General features: G+C 63.2%; 16 protein-coding genes. 15 read left to right on the top strand and 1 reads right to left on the bottom strand.

Annotated features, from left to right (window positions below):
• Positions 1-87: 87 nt before the first annotated feature.
• The 11 genes from nagZ (at position 88) to LB533_RS11510 (ending at position 10,169) form a co-directional block, all read left to right on the top strand.
• On the top strand, positions 88-1,107 hold the full coding sequence (gene nagZ / locus LB533_RS11560; protein ID WP_140517130.1) for a beta-N-acetylhexosaminidase: 1,020 nt from the start codon (positions 88-90) through the stop codon (positions 1,105-1,107).
• A gap of 60 nt (positions 1,108-1,167) precedes the next feature.
• Positions 1,168-1,971 (top strand): segregation and condensation protein A, encoded by an 804-nt coding sequence (locus LB533_RS11555; RefSeq protein WP_140639226.1) that lies wholly within the window; start codon positions 1,168-1,170, stop codon positions 1,969-1,971.
• Entirely contained in the window at positions 1,968-2,747 is a 780-nt protein-coding gene (gene scpB / locus LB533_RS11550; RefSeq protein ID WP_140638952.1) for an SMC-Scp complex subunit ScpB, read from the top strand. Before LB533_RS11555 ends, scpB begins: the two co-directional genes overlap by 4 nt.
• A 179-nt stretch (positions 2,748-2,926) precedes the next feature.
• Complete coding sequence (locus tag LB533_RS11545) at positions 2,927-3,148, top strand: twin-arginine translocase TatA/TatE family subunit (protein WP_015317533.1); 222 nt, start codon at positions 2,927-2,929, stop codon at positions 3,146-3,148.
• 86 nt (positions 3,149-3,234) lie between these two features.
• Positions 3,235-3,969 carry a Sec-independent protein translocase protein TatB gene (gene tatB / locus LB533_RS11540; protein WP_224677205.1) on the top strand — a complete coding sequence of 245 codons (735 nt, stop codon included), beginning with the start codon at positions 3,235-3,237 and terminating at the stop codon, positions 3,967-3,969.
• Positions 3,966-4,829, top strand: coding sequence for a twin-arginine translocase subunit TatC (gene tatC / locus LB533_RS11535; RefSeq protein ID WP_140495766.1), 864 nt, complete (start codon positions 3,966-3,968; stop codon positions 4,827-4,829). Before tatB ends, tatC begins: the two co-directional genes overlap by 4 nt.
• A gap of 375 nt (positions 4,830-5,204) precedes the next feature.
• The gene (serS, locus tag LB533_RS11530) at positions 5,205-6,509 is read left to right on the top strand and encodes a serine--tRNA ligase (protein WP_224677204.1); all 1,305 of its coding nucleotides are present in this window, start codon (positions 5,205-5,207) and stop codon (positions 6,507-6,509) included.
• Complete coding sequence (gene surE, locus LB533_RS11525) at positions 6,509-7,267, top strand: 5'/3'-nucleotidase SurE (RefSeq protein WP_140638949.1); 759 nt, start codon at positions 6,509-6,511, stop codon at positions 7,265-7,267. Before serS ends, surE begins: the two co-directional genes overlap by 1 nt.
• Positions 7,264-7,917: a protein-L-isoaspartate(D-aspartate) O-methyltransferase gene (locus LB533_RS11520; RefSeq protein WP_140551462.1), complete on the top strand. Its 654-nt coding sequence runs from the start codon at positions 7,264-7,266 to the stop codon at positions 7,915-7,917. Before surE ends, LB533_RS11520 begins: the two co-directional genes overlap by 4 nt.
• Before the next feature lie 177 nt (positions 7,918-8,094).
• On the top strand, positions 8,095-9,627 hold the full coding sequence (locus LB533_RS11515; RefSeq protein ID WP_224677203.1) for a LysM peptidoglycan-binding domain-containing M23 family metallopeptidase: 1,533 nt from the start codon (positions 8,095-8,097) through the stop codon (positions 9,625-9,627).
• A 236-nt stretch (positions 9,628-9,863) separates the two neighbouring features.
• The gene (locus LB533_RS11510; RefSeq protein ID WP_224677202.1) at positions 9,864-10,169 is read left to right on the top strand and encodes a hypothetical protein; all 306 of its coding nucleotides are present in this window, start codon (positions 9,864-9,866) and stop codon (positions 10,167-10,169) included.
• Positions 10,170-10,254: 85 nt separating this feature from the next.
• On the opposite strand, the gene LB533_RS11505 is transcribed toward LB533_RS11510, so the two are convergent.
• Complete coding sequence (locus LB533_RS11505; RefSeq protein ID WP_224677201.1) at positions 10,255-11,130, bottom strand: ATP-binding protein; 876 nt, start codon at positions 11,128-11,130, stop codon at positions 10,255-10,257.
• 287 nt (positions 11,131-11,417) lie between these two features.
• Here LB533_RS11505 and yajC point away from each other — a divergent pair, with 287 nt between their 5' ends.
• From yajC to LB533_RS11485, 4 genes are read left to right on the top strand one after another with little or no spacing between them, the layout of a single operon-like run.
• Positions 11,418-11,756 carry a preprotein translocase subunit YajC gene (yajC, locus tag LB533_RS11500; protein WP_027024896.1) on the top strand — a complete coding sequence of 113 codons (339 nt, stop codon included), beginning with the start codon at positions 11,418-11,420 and terminating at the stop codon, positions 11,754-11,756.
• 51 nt (positions 11,757-11,807) lie between these two features.
• On the top strand, positions 11,808-14,360 hold the full coding sequence (secDF, locus tag LB533_RS11495) for a protein translocase subunit SecDF (protein ID WP_224677200.1): 2,553 nt from the start codon (positions 11,808-11,810) through the stop codon (positions 14,358-14,360).
• 29 nt (positions 14,361-14,389) lie between these two features.
• Positions 14,390-14,779 (top strand): Mth938-like domain-containing protein, encoded by a 390-nt coding sequence (locus LB533_RS11490; RefSeq protein ID WP_140638944.1) that lies wholly within the window; start codon positions 14,390-14,392, stop codon positions 14,777-14,779.
• A 25-nt stretch (positions 14,780-14,804) separates the two neighbouring features.
• The gene (locus LB533_RS11485; protein WP_224677199.1) at positions 14,805-15,620 is read left to right on the top strand and encodes a phytoene/squalene synthase family protein; all 816 of its coding nucleotides are present in this window, start codon (positions 14,805-14,807) and stop codon (positions 15,618-15,620) included.
• Positions 15,621-15,693 lie beyond the last annotated feature (73 nt).

Here is a 15,693-nt window from a genome sequence, read left to right as displayed (position 1 = left end):
CGGCGCGGCCTCAACGCCGCGCCGGTTTTCTTTTTGCACTTTTCGACGTGATTCCCTTTGGCCGCGGAAGATTCTAGACTCGTCGGCATGACCGAATCAAAATCCATGATCCTTGGCTGTGCCGGGAAATCGCTCACCCGCGAAGAAATCAGTTTCTATCGCAATGAATGCCCGTGGGCCTTCATCCTGTTTGCCCGCAACATCAGCGAGACCGAGCAGATCCGCGATCTGGTCGCCGAGATGCGCGACTGCATCGGACGCCCGGACGCGCTGGTGTTCATCGACCAGGAAGGCGGCAGGGTGCAGCGGCTGCGGCCGCCGCTGGCGCCGAACTATCCAGCCGGCGGCGCGCTCGGTGCGCTGTGGCGCGACGACCACGACGCCGGAGCCCGCGCTGCCTGGCTGATGGCGCGGCTGCACGCTTTCGACCTTCTGCGCTACGGCATCACGGCGGATTGCCTGCCGGTGCTCGACGTGCCGATCGAAGGGGCGAGCGACGTCATCGGCGCGCGCGCCTATGGCAAGGAGCCTCGCCCGGTCATCGAGCTGGGCCGCGCCGCGGCGGAAGGCCTGATGTCTGGCGGCGTGCTGCCGGTCATGAAGCATATTCCCGGCCATGGCCGCGCTTTCGCGGACACGCATTTCGAACTGCCTGTCGTAGACGCTTCGATGAGCGAGCTGCAGCGGCACGATTTTGCGCCGTTCAGGGAACTCAACCACCTGCCGATGGCGATGACCGCCCATGTCGTCTACAGCGCGATCGACCCGAAGAACCCGGCAACCACCTCCGGCAAGGTCATCGACGAGATCATTCGCCGCGAGATCGGCTTCGATGGGCTGCTGATGAGCGACGACACCTCGATGAAGGCACTTTCTGGGGATTTCCCGACAAAGGCGGCCTCGATCCTTGCGGCCGGCTGCGATCTGGTCCTTCACTGCAACGGCGTTTTCGAGGAGATGGCGGGCATCGCATCGCGAACCAAAGGGCTCGAGGGCAAGTCGCTTGAGCGCGCAAACCGGGCAATGACCTATATAGAAAAACGCGACGCGGCTGAAGAAACCGAGATACGCGCCGAATTCGCCACCTATTTCGATGCGGTGGCCTGACAGAGGGAAGAACGGGACGTGGCGGAAGCATTGGAAAGCAAGGCCGGGAAGGCCGCACCGATGGACCGCCTGTGGGCCGAAGGCGACGATACCCGGCTGACCGGCGATCCGTCGCTGGTCGTCGACGTCGCAGGATTCGAGGGCCCGCTCGATCTTCTGCTGCATCTTGCCCGCAACCAGAAGGTCGATCTCGCGCGCATCTCCATCCTGGCGCTGGCCGAGCAGTATTTGGCCTTCGTCGAGACGGCGAGGGCACTGAGACTTGAGCTCGCCGCGGACTATCTGGTGATGGCGGCGTGGCTCGCCTTCCTCAAATCGAAGCTTTTGATCCCGAAGCAGCCGGGCGAGGAAGGCGAAAGCGGCGAGGAACTGGCGGCGGTGCTGCAATTCCGGCTCAAGCGGTTGGAAGCCATGCGCGATGCATCGGCGCGGCTGGTCAACCGAAACCGCCTCGGCCGCGACGTGTTCGCACGCGGCATGCCGGAAATGGTCATCATCGAGAAGCGCAATGCCTATTCGGCGTCGCTCTACGATCTGCTCACCGCCTATGCCCAGCAGCGGCAGAAGCAGGCAATCACCAATGTCACGATCGCCAGGCGCGGCGTCTGGTCGCTCAAGGACGCTCGCGACATCCTGACCCGCCTGATCGGAAGCTTGCGGGACTGGACGGCGCTCGACAGTTTTCTCATCCAATATCTGTCCAGCCCGGAAGAGCGGCGCACCGCGATCGCCAGCTCGTTCGCGGCGACACTGGAACTGGTGCGCGAGGGCAAGATGGATGTGCGGCAGGACGAGGTGTTCGCGCCGATCTATCTGCGCGATCACCGCGCACCGGCAATCAAGGCAGTCGAGGTGGCATCATGAGCGAACGCGCCAACGCTTCGGTTGTCCCGTTCAAGATGGACAACGAACCGGAGGAGGGCGAGATCGACCAGGCTTCGGTTCCGAATCCGGCCCAGAATCCGGCGCAGAATCCCGCCGAGCGGCTGCATATGGCGGAGGCGGTGCGCATGGCCGAAGCGATCGTCTTCGCCAGTGCCGAGCCGGTCAGTGAAAAGCAGTTGGCCGCGCGCCTTCCCGATGGCATCAACATCGCGCTCGCGATGGCCGAGCTGCAGCAGATTTATGCGCGCCGCGGCGTCAACCTGGTGCGGGTCGGCGATGCCTGGGCGTTTCGCACCGCCGGCGATCTTGCCTTCCTGATGAGCCGTGACACCGTGCAACAGCGCAAGCTGTCGCGCGCGGCGCTCGAAGTTCTGGCGATCATCGCCTATCACCAGCCGGTGACGCGCGCCGAGATCGAGGACATCAGAGGCGTCGAAACCTCGAAAGGCACGCTGGATACGCTCTTGGAAACGGAATGGGTGCGCATGCGCGGCCGGCGCAAAACGCCGGGCCGTCCCGTGACCTATGGCACCACCGAAACCTTCCTCGATCATTTCGCGCTCGAGGAGATCCGCGATCTCCCCGGCATGGAGGAATTGAAGGGCGCCGGCCTGCTTTCGGGCCGCATGCCGTCGAATTTCTCCATTCCGCAGCCGCCGGCCGATCCGGATGCGCTGACCGAAGACGAGGATCCGCTGACCGATATCGATCTCGAGGAACTCGGCCTGCTGACGCCGCGCGTCACGGAAGATTGACCGCAAGCCTCTGTTCCTGGAGGCTTTCCCGGGCTAGATGCGCCGATTGGTAGCGGACCGCATCGCCGAAAATGCGTGACATCCGACACCCTTTCATAAACTCTGTCGCGGTTGTGTTTGAATCCCAACGCGAAAACGCATAGATCATCGCCAGGGAAACCATTCGAGAGAGAGTTGCTATGGGTTCATTTTCGATTTGGCACTGGATGATCGTGCTGGTCATCGTGCTTCTGGTGTTCGGCCGCGGCAAGATACCCGAGCTGATGGGCGACATGGCCAAGGGCATCAAGAGCTTCAAGAAGGGCATGGCCGACGACGACGTTGCCGACGACAAGCGTACCGTCGAACATCGCGCCGACGAAACCGTTTCGGCAGCGAAGGAAAAGGCCAGCAAGAGCTGAGCCAAGGGTTGTTGCTTTTGTGTGTGTCGTTGTCCCAAAACCGCTTCGCACTTTTGGGCGGCATGCATTAGTCGGAACGGATAGCCATGTTTGAAGTCGGCTGGACCGAAATGCTGGTGATCGCGATCGTTATGATCGTGGTCGTCGGGCCGAAGGATTTGCCCAACATGCTGCGCACCTTCGGCCGCACGACGGCGAAGCTGCGTGCCATGGCGGCCGATTTCCAGAGGCAGTTCAACGAGGCACTGAAGGAAGCGGAGCTCGACGACGTCAAGAAGTCGGTCGACGAGCTAAGGGGGCTCAGCCCGGTTGCCGAGATCAGGAAACAGCTCAATCCGTTCGAGCAGGCGGCCGCGGATGTGCGTTCCGGCGTCGACGCGGCGATGAAGCCGAAGCCGGCCGTCGATACGGCGGCGCCCGCGGGCTCGGTACCGCAGGCGGCCGAACCGTTGAAGAATGGTGCGACCACCATGCCGGGGCCCAATGACCCCGATGCCACGCCGGCCGCGCCGATCTTCCCGGTCATGACCGATGAATCGGTGGTGGCGTCTTCAGTGCCGACAGAGCTGACGTCAAAGGCACCCGCGGCAGGGAAGGCGGCCAAGGCTTTGGCGAATGGCGCGAAAGCTTCCACGCCTGCGAAAGCGGCGACCGCCAAACCCGCGCCAGCGCCCAAAGCGCCGGCGAAGCCCGTGTCGGCGTCAAAGGCTGCCAAGGCTGCCAAACCGGCAGCAGCCAAGACGGCGACGACGAAGGCCGAGGCGAAACCGGCGCCAGCGAAGAAGCCGGTGGCCAAAAAGACGGCGGGAGCCGCCAAGTGAGCGTTTCGGACAAGGAAAAGGACGAGATCGAGAAATCCTCGGCGCCGCTGATGGAGCATCTCATCGAGTTGCGCCGCAGGCTGATCTGGTCGCTCGGCGGCTTCTTCGCCGCGTTCCTGGTCTGCTTCTTCTTTGCCAAGAAGCTGTTCAACCTGCTTGTCGTGCCGTTCAAATGGGCGACGCAATGGGCGGGGCTCGATCCGCACAAGGTCGAGCTGATCTACACCGCACCGCAGGAATTCTTCTTCACCCAGGTCAAGCTCGCCATGTTCGGCGGCATGGTGATCGCCTTTCCGCTGATCGCCACGCAGATCTACAAGTTCATCGCGCCCGGCCTCTACAAGAACGAGCGCAACGCCTTCCTGCCGTTCCTGATCGCGTCGCCCATCCTGTTCCTGATGGGCGCCTCGCTGGTTTATTTCTTCTTCACGCCGATGGTGATGTGGTTCTTCCTCGCCATGCAGCAGTCGGGCACCAACGATCAGGTGCAGATTTCGCTGCTGCCGAAGGTGTCGGAATATCTCAGCCTGATCATGACGCTGATCTTCTCCTTCGGCCTGGTGTTCCAGCTGCCGGTGGTGACCAGCCTGATGACGCGCGTCGGCATGCTGTCATCCAAGGCGCTGGCCGAGAAACGCAAATGGGCAATCGTCATCGCCTTCGTCGTCGCGGCGGTGCTGACGCCGCCCGATCCGATGAGCCAGATCGGCCTCGCCATCCCGACCATCCTGCTCTACGAGGTCGCCATCTGGTCGGCGCGGATGATCGAACGCAGCCAGGAGCGCGAGCGCCTGGCGCGGGAGAAGCAGCAATCCGAGGAAGAGGTGGCGGAAAAGCCGGCGGACGCATCCTCCACATAGGGCAGGGCGCGTCGCCCCTGCGGGCTGCCGGGCTCGGAATCGGTGCGCGGCCCGATGTCGATAGGAATTTTTTCTTGACTTCGTGCCCGCCACTATGGTAGATATTTACCTATGGTGCTGGTTTGCGCCAACGCCCCGCCGCCGAGGCGGGTTTTTTATGTTTGGACTGTCGCGCTATCCCTCACCAGTCGAAAGCGGGCCGCGGCCTTGCCGTCAGCAAGCCCGATCTTGCATCGATCAGAGATGCGGTTTACCCCCTCTGGCCTGAAACGCATCGCGAAACCCACGATGCGTTTCGGGCTTTATTCTTGAGCATATCGTAGCGCAGACCGCCGCGCGCTTTGGGCGGCAAGCTACCGCAGGAGCTTTCAGACCATGCTTGACATCAAATGGATTCGCGACAACCCGAGGGCCCTTGTCGAGGCGCTGGCGAAGCGCTCGTGGCCGGCCGAGGAAGCGCAGTCCACCGTCGATGACCTGATCGCCAGGGACGAGGCACGGCGCGAACATGTCACCGAGCTGCAGACCAAGCAGGAACGCCGCAACGCCGCCTCGAAGGAGATCGGCAACGCCATGCGCTCGGGCGATGCGGCCCTTGCCGAAAAGCTGAAAGCCGAAGTCGGCGAGATAAAAGCCTTCATCCAGAACGGCGAGGCGCGCGAACGCGAGCTCGACAAGGCGCTCAACGACGCGCTGGCGGTGCTGCCCAATGTGCCGCTCGACGATGTGCCGGTCGGCAAGGACGAGCACGACAATGTGGTCAAGCACATTGTCGGCAAGGTGCCGACGCGGTCGAACTGGGTGAAGGAGCATTTCGAGATCGGCGAAGCGCTCGGCATGATGGATTTCGAGCGCGCCGCGAAACTCTCGGGCTCGCGCTTCACCGTGCTGAAGAGCGGGCTGGCGCGGATGGAACGCGCGATCGGCCAGTTCATGCTCGACCTGCACACGACCGAGCATGGCTACGAGGAAGTCATCCCGCCGCTGATGGTCAAGGACGATGTTCTTTTCGGCACCAACCAGCTGCCGAAGTTTGAGGAGGATCTGTTCTTCACGCCGCATGGAGATGGCAGGCTTGGCCTGATCCCCACCGCCGAAGTGCCGCTCACCAACCTCGTACGCGAAGAGATCACCGCGCATGAAAAACTGCCGCTGCGCTACACCGCGCTGACGCCGTGCTTCCGGTCGGAGGCCGGCTCGGCAGGCCGCGACACGCGCGGCATGCTGCGCCAGCACCAGTTCTACAAGGTCGAGCTGGTATCGATCACCGATCAGGAGTCCTCGCTCGCCGAGCACGAGCGTATGACGGAGTGTGCCGAGGAAGTGCTGAAGCGGCTGGAGTTGCCATTCCGCACCATGGTGCTGTGCACCGGCGACATGGGTTTTGGCGCGCGCAAGACCTATGATATCGAGGTGTGGCTGCCCGGCCAGAACGCCTATCGCGAAATCTCGTCCTGCTCGGTCTGCGGCGATTTCCAGGCCAGGCGCATGGACGCCCGCTACAAGGACAAGGACGGCAAGGGCAACCGCTTCGTCCATACGCTCAATGGATCGGGCACGGCGGTCGGCCGCGCACTTATCGCTGTCATCGAAAACTACCAGAATGAGGATGGCAGCGTAACCATTCCTGAAGTGCTGCGGCCTTACATGGGCGGGCTGGAAAAGATCGAATCGAAATAATGCGCATTCTCCTGACTAATGACGATGGCATTCACGCCGAGGGCCTGGCATCGCTCGAGCGCGTCGCGCGCACATTGTCCGACGATGTCTGGGTGGTGGCGCCGGAGCAGGACCAATCCGGCTATGCGCACTCGCTGTCGATCTCGGAGCCGCTGCGGTTGAGGAAAATCGGCGAGAAGCACTTTGCCGTGCGCGGCACGCCGACCGACTGCGTCATCATGGGCGTGAAGAAGATCCTGCCCGGCGCGCCCGACCTGATCCTGTCGGGCATCAATTCCGGCGCCAACATTGCTGACGACGTCACCTATTCGGGAACCGTCGCCGGCGCCATGGAGGGCGCGCTGCTCGGCATACGCTCGATCGCGCTCAGCCAAGGCTACAGCACTGTCGGCGAGGACCGCGTCGTTCCCTATGAGACCACTGAGGCGCTGGCGCCGGCGCTGCTCAACAAGCTCGTCGCGACGCCATTGCCGGACGGCGTGCTGCTCAACGTCAATTTCCCGAACTGCCTGCCCGAAGAAGTCGCCGGCACAGTGGTCACCTCGCAAGGCAAGCTCGTGCACAGCCTGTGGGTCGACGAGCGGCGCGATGGGCGCGGCCTGCCTTACTACTGGCTGCGCTTCGGCCGCGAACCGGTCGAGGGCAAGCAGGGCACTGACCTCTTCGCGCTGCGCAATCGCCTGGTCTCGGTGACGCCATTGCAGCTCGACCTCACGGCGCATGAGATTCGTGACCAGCTGAGCAAGGCCCTTGCATGAACCTGCCAATCGATGACCGAGAAGGATTTGCCGCCTTCCTGCTGCGCCTGCGCGGCAGGGGGACCGTGCCGAAGGCGCTGATCGCGGCCTTCGAGGCGACGCCGCGGCGCGGCTTCCTGGCCGCCCAGTTCCATTCCATCGCCTGGTCGGACCGCATGCTGCCGATCGAATGCGGCGAAGCGATCGAGGGCGCGGACATGCAGGCGGCGGTCATCGCCGCACTCGCCATCGAAGTCGGGAACCGCGTGCTCGAGATCGGCACCGGCTCCGGTTATACGGCAGCGGTGATGTCGCGCCTGGCAGGCCGGGTCGTCACCATCGACCGCTACAAGACGCTGGTCGAACAGGCCCGGCAGCGCTTCGAGGCGCTCGGCATCGGCAACGTCATCGCGCGCCAGGTGGACGGTTCCTCCGGTTTGGCCGCAGAAGGCCCGTTCGACCGGATCGTCGCCTGGGCCGCCTTCGACAGCCTGCCGCGTTTCCTGCTCGACCAGTTGTCGAGCGGCGGCATCGTGATCGCGCCGATCGGGCCGGAGGAGGGCGAGCAGGTGCTGGCCAAGCTCACCAAGGTCGGCAGCCGCTTCGAGCGCGAGGATATCGGCCTCGTGCGCCTGCAGCCGGTATTGCGCAGCCTGGCGGCCGTTATCTAGGGATTGTCCATGTCAGCCGGCCTGCAACGGCGGCTGCGCGTGCCTCTATATGGGCAGTCTGGGCGGCCCCAAATATTTTAAGAAAATTTGCGTCTGATTCTAAGGGGTTAACCGACCAGTAACATTAACGCGCTTTAATCCTGTCCAGTTGGTGCAGAGTTTGTGCGGGTTAGTGCGATGCAACTCAGTGTTTTGAAGGCGAACAGTCGCAATTTGGCGCGGGGCTGCGCTGTTCTCATGATCGCGGGTGCTGCGGCTGGGTGCAGCTCGCAAGTGTCGCGGTTCAACGGCGTCGACGACGTCTTCACCTCCTCGACAAACAATCAGCGCGCCATCATCAACAAGCAGGACGCCGTGCAGCAGCCCTATCCGGGAGATGTCGCGGCCGCGCCGCTTGATGGCACCCACACGCAGTCGGTCAGCCGCTCCAGCCTCGAACCGGTTTCTACGCGGCCGCTGCCGCCCCCGGTCGCCCAGGCGCAGCCGGCTCCGGCGCTGGCACCCGCGGCCAACCCGGTGCGCGTTGCATCGGCGCCCGCTCTGGTGCGTCCGGCGCCGCATGTCGACCGGACGACGACCGGCACGGTTGCTCCCGCGGCGAAGCCCTTCAAGGATGCCCAGCCCGACGCCAAGGCAGCCGGTACGCCGCACGCCACCGAGATCGTCGTCAGGGACGGTGAAACGATCTCTGGCCTGGCGCAGCACTACAAAGTGCCGGCCGACGTGATCATGAAGGTCAACGGGCTGAGCCCGACCAAGGGACTGAAGACCGGGCAGAAGATCGTCATTCCGGCCTATGGCTATTCCAGCAAGGCCGAGCCCAAGGTGGCCGACGCCAAGCCAGCCAATGGCAAGCGCGACTTGCCGGCCACCGCGCCGGAAAAGGTCGCCGTGCTGCCGCAGCAGCCGAAGCTCAAGGAGGGCAAGCCGGCCGCGCAGGTCGATACATCGGCGGCGGCGAACAAGCCCAAGGACAACAAGCCCGCGCCGCAAGTGGCCGCCGCCGCGCCCAAGGCCGGCGCCGGTGGCACCTATACGGTGCAGTCGGGCGATACGCTTTCCTCGATCGCCAGGAAGACCGGTGTCGGCGTCGTCGCCATCAAGCAGGCGAACGGCATGCAGGACGGCTTGCTGAAGATCGGCCAGACACTGAAGGTGCCGGCCGGCGGAACGGCCACGGTGGCCGCCGCAAAGCCTGCGGCGGTAGACCCGGTGACGACAGCCACGACGCAGCCGGCGGCCAAGACGACGCCTTCGCAAACGCTGGCCTCCTACACGCCGCCGAAGAAGGACGCCAAGGTCATCCAGCAGGCCGAGGACGACGACGCTGTGGCGCCGGACGCCACCGGCATAGGTAAGATGCGCTGGCCGGTGCGCGGCCGCGTCATCTCCGGTTTCGGTTCCGGCAAGGACGGCGTCGACATCGCCGTGCCGACGGGCACGCCGGTCAAGGCGGCCGAGAATGGCGTCGTCATCTATGCCGGCGACGGTCTCAAGGAATTCGGCAATACGGTGCTGGTGCGCCACGAGAATGGCCTGGTCACCGTCTACGGTCACGCCAGTTCGATCGAAGTGCAGCGCGGTCAGAAGGTCAAGCGCGGCCAGGAAATCGCGCTGTCGGGCATGAGCGGCACGACGGACTCGCCGAAGCTGCACTTCGAAGTACGCAAGAACTCTGCCCCGGTCGATCCCTCCGGCTATCTCGAATAGTCGGGCTACGTGGAATAGAATAAAAAAAGCGATTGCAGGCCGCCTGACCTCCAGTCCGGCCCGCCGGCTCAGCCCGCCCCGCAAGGAGCGGGCTTTTTCAGTTGGTTGCGGGATCCACGTCGTTGTTTCCACGCATGTCGTCGTTCCAAAACCGGGGCCGTCGTCAGAAAAGCGGTTATCTGCATTTTAACTAATATAGAGGAAAGTCATTCTCGACGCTCTGCAAGGAGAGTGGAATGACTGAATCTGTCGAAGAGGATGAACTTCCGTCTGCCAGCCCAACGCATCGCTGGCAATCGCATGTGCGAGCAACTGCTTTGATCGTTGCGCCGGTCATTTCGATCGCAAGTGCCGCTCTGGCCGGTTATTTCTCCTATGCGGTGATCAATACCAAGCCGCCCACAGACATGTCCAAGCTGGCCATTTCCATCCTGAAATCAGGTGATTCTTCACCAGAAATGCAGACTTGGGCAACCGATACACTCGGGATACAAACCGATATTCCCATGGTTCTGGGAAGCATAAAGCCTGTGCGGCAATGAACACGATATAGAAACCAGCGTCCCCGGACGGGGTCGGCCACGAAACTTTTGTGGCCGGCTCTTGCCGTCACTCGGTCGACCGCGCCTAGTCCTTCAACGCCTTGCCGAGCCGGCCTGCAAGGTCCTGCGTGAACTGCCAGGCGACGCGGCCCGAGCGGCTGCCGCGCGTCGTTGCCCATTCCAGCGCCTCGGCGCGCAACTGGTCGGGATCGATGTCGAGCCCATGATGGCTGGCGTAGCCGTTGACCATTTCGAGATATTCGTCCTGCGAACATTTGTGAAAGCCAAGCCACAAGCCGAAGCGATCGGAGAGCGAAACCTTCTCCTCGACCGCCTCGGACGGATTGATGGCGGTCGAGCGCTCATTGTCGATCATGTCTCGCGGCAGAAGATGGCGGCGGTTCGATGTGGCGTAGAAGATGACATTGGCCGGGCGGCCCTCGACGCCGCCTTCGAGCGCCGCCTTCAGCGACTTGTAGGAGGTGTCGTCATGGTCGAAGGAGAGGTCGTCGCAAAACAGGATGAAGCGGTAGGGTGCGGCCTTCAGCAGCATCATCAGCTTCGGCAGCGTGTCGATGTCCTCGCGATGGATCTCGATCAGCTTGAGCGGGCGGTCGAGTTTCGGCGAGGCGTTGATTGCCGCATGCACCGCCTTGACCAGCGACGATTTGCCCATGCCGCGCGCGCCCCACAAAAGCACGTTGTTGGCGGCATAGCCGGAGGCGAAGCGCTCTGTGTTGTCGACGAGGATGTCGCGTACGCGGTCGACGCCGCGGATCAGGCCGATGTCGACGCGGTTGACCTTGCGCACCGGCTCCAGATAACCCGGATCTGCCTGCCAGACGAAGCAGTCGGCCTCGCCAAGGTCGGTTTCGGGCACAGGCGGCGGGGCGAGGCGGCTGACCGCCTCGATCAGCCGGTCGAATTTCTGGTTCAAGGCGTCGATGCTGGTATCGGTCATCTCAGGTCTTTTGCTTTGGTTCTGCGTGGGCAGGTGCGGCCGGGTTCGACCCCGACGGTTTCGAAACTGGCTGCAACCGTTTGTTCGAGCGTGATCTTTTGCGAAAACCCGCTCGCGCTTTTCGCGATCCTGCTCTAACACGGGCGAACAGGCCGGAAAAGCAGCCGATTTGCCCGGCCACGCAGTTGCATTGGCAACTTTACCGACTATATTCCGGCCAAATTTCGCGGGGCTGCCAAATCCACTGAACCGTTTGGCGGCTGTTTTCAAAATCCAGGAGTACCTCGATGTTCGTGACACCGGCATATGCCCAAGGCATTGGGGCTTCTCCCGACATGTTCATCAGCATTTTGCCGTTCGTCCTGATCTTCGTGATCATGTATTTTCTCATCATCCGGCCGCAGCGCACGCAGCTGAAGAAGCGCGGCGAGATGCTGGCGGCCGTACGCCGCGGCGACACGGTCGTCACCGGCGGCGGCTTCGTCGGCAAGGTGACCAAGGTGATCGACGACAATGAACTCGAGATCGACCTCGGCGGCGGCACCAAGGTGACGGCATTGCGCTCGACGATCGCCGACGTGCGCGTCAAGGGCGAGCCGGTGGCGAACCAGAACGCCAAGAAATAACCAAATTCCAGGCGGAGCGATCCGCGGACACGCTCTGACGGACGACGCTATATGCTTTATTTCTCGCGCTTCAAGATGATCCTGATCTGGCTGGCCGTGGCAGCCACAGTGGTCCTCGCCGCGCCCAATCTCATCCCCGCAAGCACGCTGGCGCAGCTTCCGAGCTGGGTGCCCAAGCGGCAGATGACGCTCGGCCTGGACCTGCAGGGCGGCTCGCACATCCTGCTCCAGATGGATCAGAACGATCTGGTTAAGGCGCAGCTGGAGACGACGCGTGACGAGATCAGGACGCTGCTGCGCGAGGCCAAGATCGGCTATACCGGCCTGGCGGGCACGGGCAGGACCGTACAGGTCCGCATACAGGACCCGAACCAGCTCGACGCGGCCAAGACGGCACTGAAGCCGCTGACCGATCCGGTCGCCGCAAGCCTGTTCACCGGCGGCTCCGTCCAGGAGATAGCGCTGGATGATTCAGAGCCCGGCCTGCTCAAGTTCACCGTCACCGACGCCGGCATAAAATATCGCACCTCGGCTGCGTTGGCACAGTCGATCGAAGTCGTCGAACGCCGCGTCAACGAACTCGGCACCACCGAACCGATCGTGCAGCGGCAGGGCGATGACCGCATCCTGGTGCAGGTGCCCGGTTTGCAAGACCCGCAAAGGCTGAAGGAAATCATCGGCCAGACCGCCAAGCTGACCTTCCAGATGGTGGACCAGTCGATGCCGGTGCAGGATGCGCTGAAGGGCCGTCCGCCGGCCGGTTCATCGATCCTCTATTCGCAGGACGATCCGCCGGTTCCCTACCTGATCGAAAACCGCGTCATCGTTTCCGGCGAAGACCTCTCAAAAGCGACCGCAACCTACAACTCGCAGACCAACGAGCCGGTGGTTTCCTTCACCTTCAACTCGCGCGGCGCGACCCGGTTCGGGCAGGCGACATCGCAGAATGTCGGCAAGCTGTTCGCCATCATCCTCGACAACCAGGTGATTTCGGCGCCGCAGATCCGCGAGCCGATCCTGGGCGGCTCCGGCCAGATCTCAGGCAATTTCACGGCCGAGAGCGCCAACGACCTCGCCGTCCTGCTGCGCGCCGGCGCGCTGCCGGCAAAGCTGACCGTGATCGAGGAGCGCACGGTGGGTCCGGGCCTCGGCCAGGATTCGATCCATGCCGGCAAGGTCGCCGGCATCATCGGCTCTATCCTCGTCGTCGCCTTCATGTTCGTCGCCTACGGCTTTCTCGGCTTTCTCGCCAACATCGCGCTGGCGGTGCACGTGGCGATGATCGTCGGATTGTTGTCGCTGCTTGGCGCGACGCTGACCTTGCCAGGCATTGCCGGTATCGTGCTGACCATCGGCATGGCCGTCGATTCCAACGTGTTGATTTATGAGCGCATCCGCGAGGAGCGGCGCGCCGGACGCTCGGTGATCCAGGCGATCGATACCGGCTTCTCGAAGGCGCTGGCGACGATCGTCGATTCCAACGTCACCTCGCTGATCGCGACCGTGGTGCTGTTCTATCTCGGAACGGGGCCGGTGAAGGGCTTTGCCATCACCTACGCCATCGGCATCCTGACCACGGTGTTCACCGCATTCACCTTTACCCGGCTGCTGGTGTCCATCTGGCTGCGCCGCGCCCGCCCGAAGGAATTGCCGCGGGCGCCGGTGACCTTCGTTCCGCCCGGCACGAAGATTCCGTTCATGGGTATCCGCCGCTGGACCTTCGCTCTGTCGAGCCTGCTGTCGGTCCTGTCGGTGGTGCTGTTCATGACCGTCGACATCAACTACGGCATCGATTTCAAGGGCGGATCGCTGATCGAGGTGAAGTCCAAGAGCGGTAATGCCGATCTTGCCGACATCAGAGCCAGGCTCTCGGAACTGAATATCGGCGAAGTTCAGGTGCAGCAGTTCGGCGAGCCGAACGACGTGCTGATCCGCGTCGGCACTCAGGACGGCGGCGAGAATGCCGAGCAGACCGTCATCGACAAGGTTCGTGGCGAGCTGCAGGACAATTACGATTTCCGCCGCGTCGAGGTGGTGGGACCGACCGTGTCGGGGGAACTGGCCAAGCAAGGCACGATCGCCATGTTGGTCGCGCTGGTGGGCATCCTGATCTATGTCTGGTTCCGCTTCGAATGGCAGTTCGCGGTCGGCGCTATCGTGGCGACCGTCCACGACGTGGTCATGACGATAGGCTTCTTCGTCATCACCGGGCTGGAGTTCAACCAATCGTCGCTGGCGGCGATCCTGACCATCATCGGCTACTCGCTGAACGATACGATCGTGGTCTATGACCGCGTTCGCGAGGATCTCAGGAAATACAAGAAGATGCCGCTGCCGCAGCTCCTCAACAACGCCATCAACGAGACGCTGTCGCGAACGACGCTGACCTCGGTGACGACGATCCTGGCGCTCCTGGCGCTGGTGCTGTTCGGCGGCGAGGTGATCCGCTCGTTCACGATGGCAATGCTGTTCGGCGTCATCTTCGGCACCTATTCGTCGATCTTCATCGCCGCGCCGCTGCTGATCCTGTTCAAGCTGCGGCCGCAGGCCACGAGATCGGACGAGGAAAAGCCGGTCGGCGGCGGCAAGGCGGTCGCGACCTGACGCGCGACCCGAAGGGCGGATCGGCAGGGATGGCCAAAGGTATCGTCATCCGCGAGGCGCATTTCCCCGGCCGCGCGCCGATCGAGGCCTATGGCAATGGCGGCTTCCGTTTCGCCGACATGTCGCATCGCGGTTCGCTTCTGTGCCTGCCGTCGGGCATCCATGGCTGGGAGCCGGCGGACCCATCTGCGCTGACGGTGGCGGATTTCGAACGGCTGCTGGCCCAGGCCGAGAAGATCGAAATCCTGCTGGTCGGCACGGGCAAGGATTTACGACCCTTGCCGGCGGGGCTTCGCGCCGCCTTGAAGGCCGCGGGCATAGCCGCCGACCCGATGGCGACGGGTGCGGCGGTGCGGACATATAATGTCCTGCTCGCCGAGGATCGCGCGGTCGCTGCCGCGCTGATCGCCGTCGACTGACGTGGACCACAGAGGCGAAATCGTCATGGGCGCCGTGCGCGCCGCCGACCATGACCGCTATCTCAGCGCGCTCTATGCGCCGACCGACAAGCGCGACGCGCTGTTTTCGCTCTACGCCTTCAACGCCGAAATCGCGGGCATTCGCGACCGCATCCGCGAGGCCTTGCCGGGCGAGGTGCGGTTGCAATGGTGGCGCGACGTCATCGCAGCCGAAGGGTCCGAGACGGGCCATCCGATCGCGGATGCGCTGAAGGCCACGATTTCCAGGTACAGCCTGCCGAAACCGGCATTCGAGAACATGCTCGAGGCCAGGATCTTCGACCTCTATGACGACCCGATGCCGTCGCGAACCGATCTCGAAGGCTATTGCGGCGAAACGGCAGCCGCGCTCATTCAATTGGCGGCAATGGTGCTGGATCCGGGAGTGGCCCCACGTTTCGCCGAACTGGCCGGTAGGGCGGGTTGCGCGCAGGCGATTACGGGACTGTTGCTCCTGCTGCCGCTGCATCGCAGGCGCGGGCAGTGTTTTGTTCCGGCCGACATCCTGGCCGCGGCGGGTTCGTCTCCGGAGGAATTCGTCACCGACGATGGTGGACCAGGTGCGCAGCGCGCCGTCGCCGCCATGATCGCGCTGGCGCGGGAGCATCTCTCGGCCTTCGAGAAAGGCGCATCGGATTTGCCGGCTTCGCTGCGCCCGGCTTTTCTGCCGCTGGTCCTGCCGCGAGCCTACCTGACGAAAATGGAACGCGGTTCGCCGCTCGACGGCACGGTGCGACTCTCGACCATGCGCCGCCACTGGCTCATGCTGCGTCACGCGATGGTGGGCTGGCCAGCACTTTGACGTAAACGTCAATTGTGCTAATGAATCGCTCAACCGGGAATTGTTGCCAAGACAACAGGCCGGCTGGAGGAGA

Origin of the sequence: Mesorhizobium sp. BR1-1-13, from assembly GCF_020165515.1 — a bacterium.
In the GTDB taxonomy this organism is placed as follows: Bacteria; Pseudomonadota; Alphaproteobacteria; order Rhizobiales; family Rhizobiaceae; genus Mesorhizobium.
This window is presented reverse-complemented; position numbering and strand designations above follow the sequence as displayed.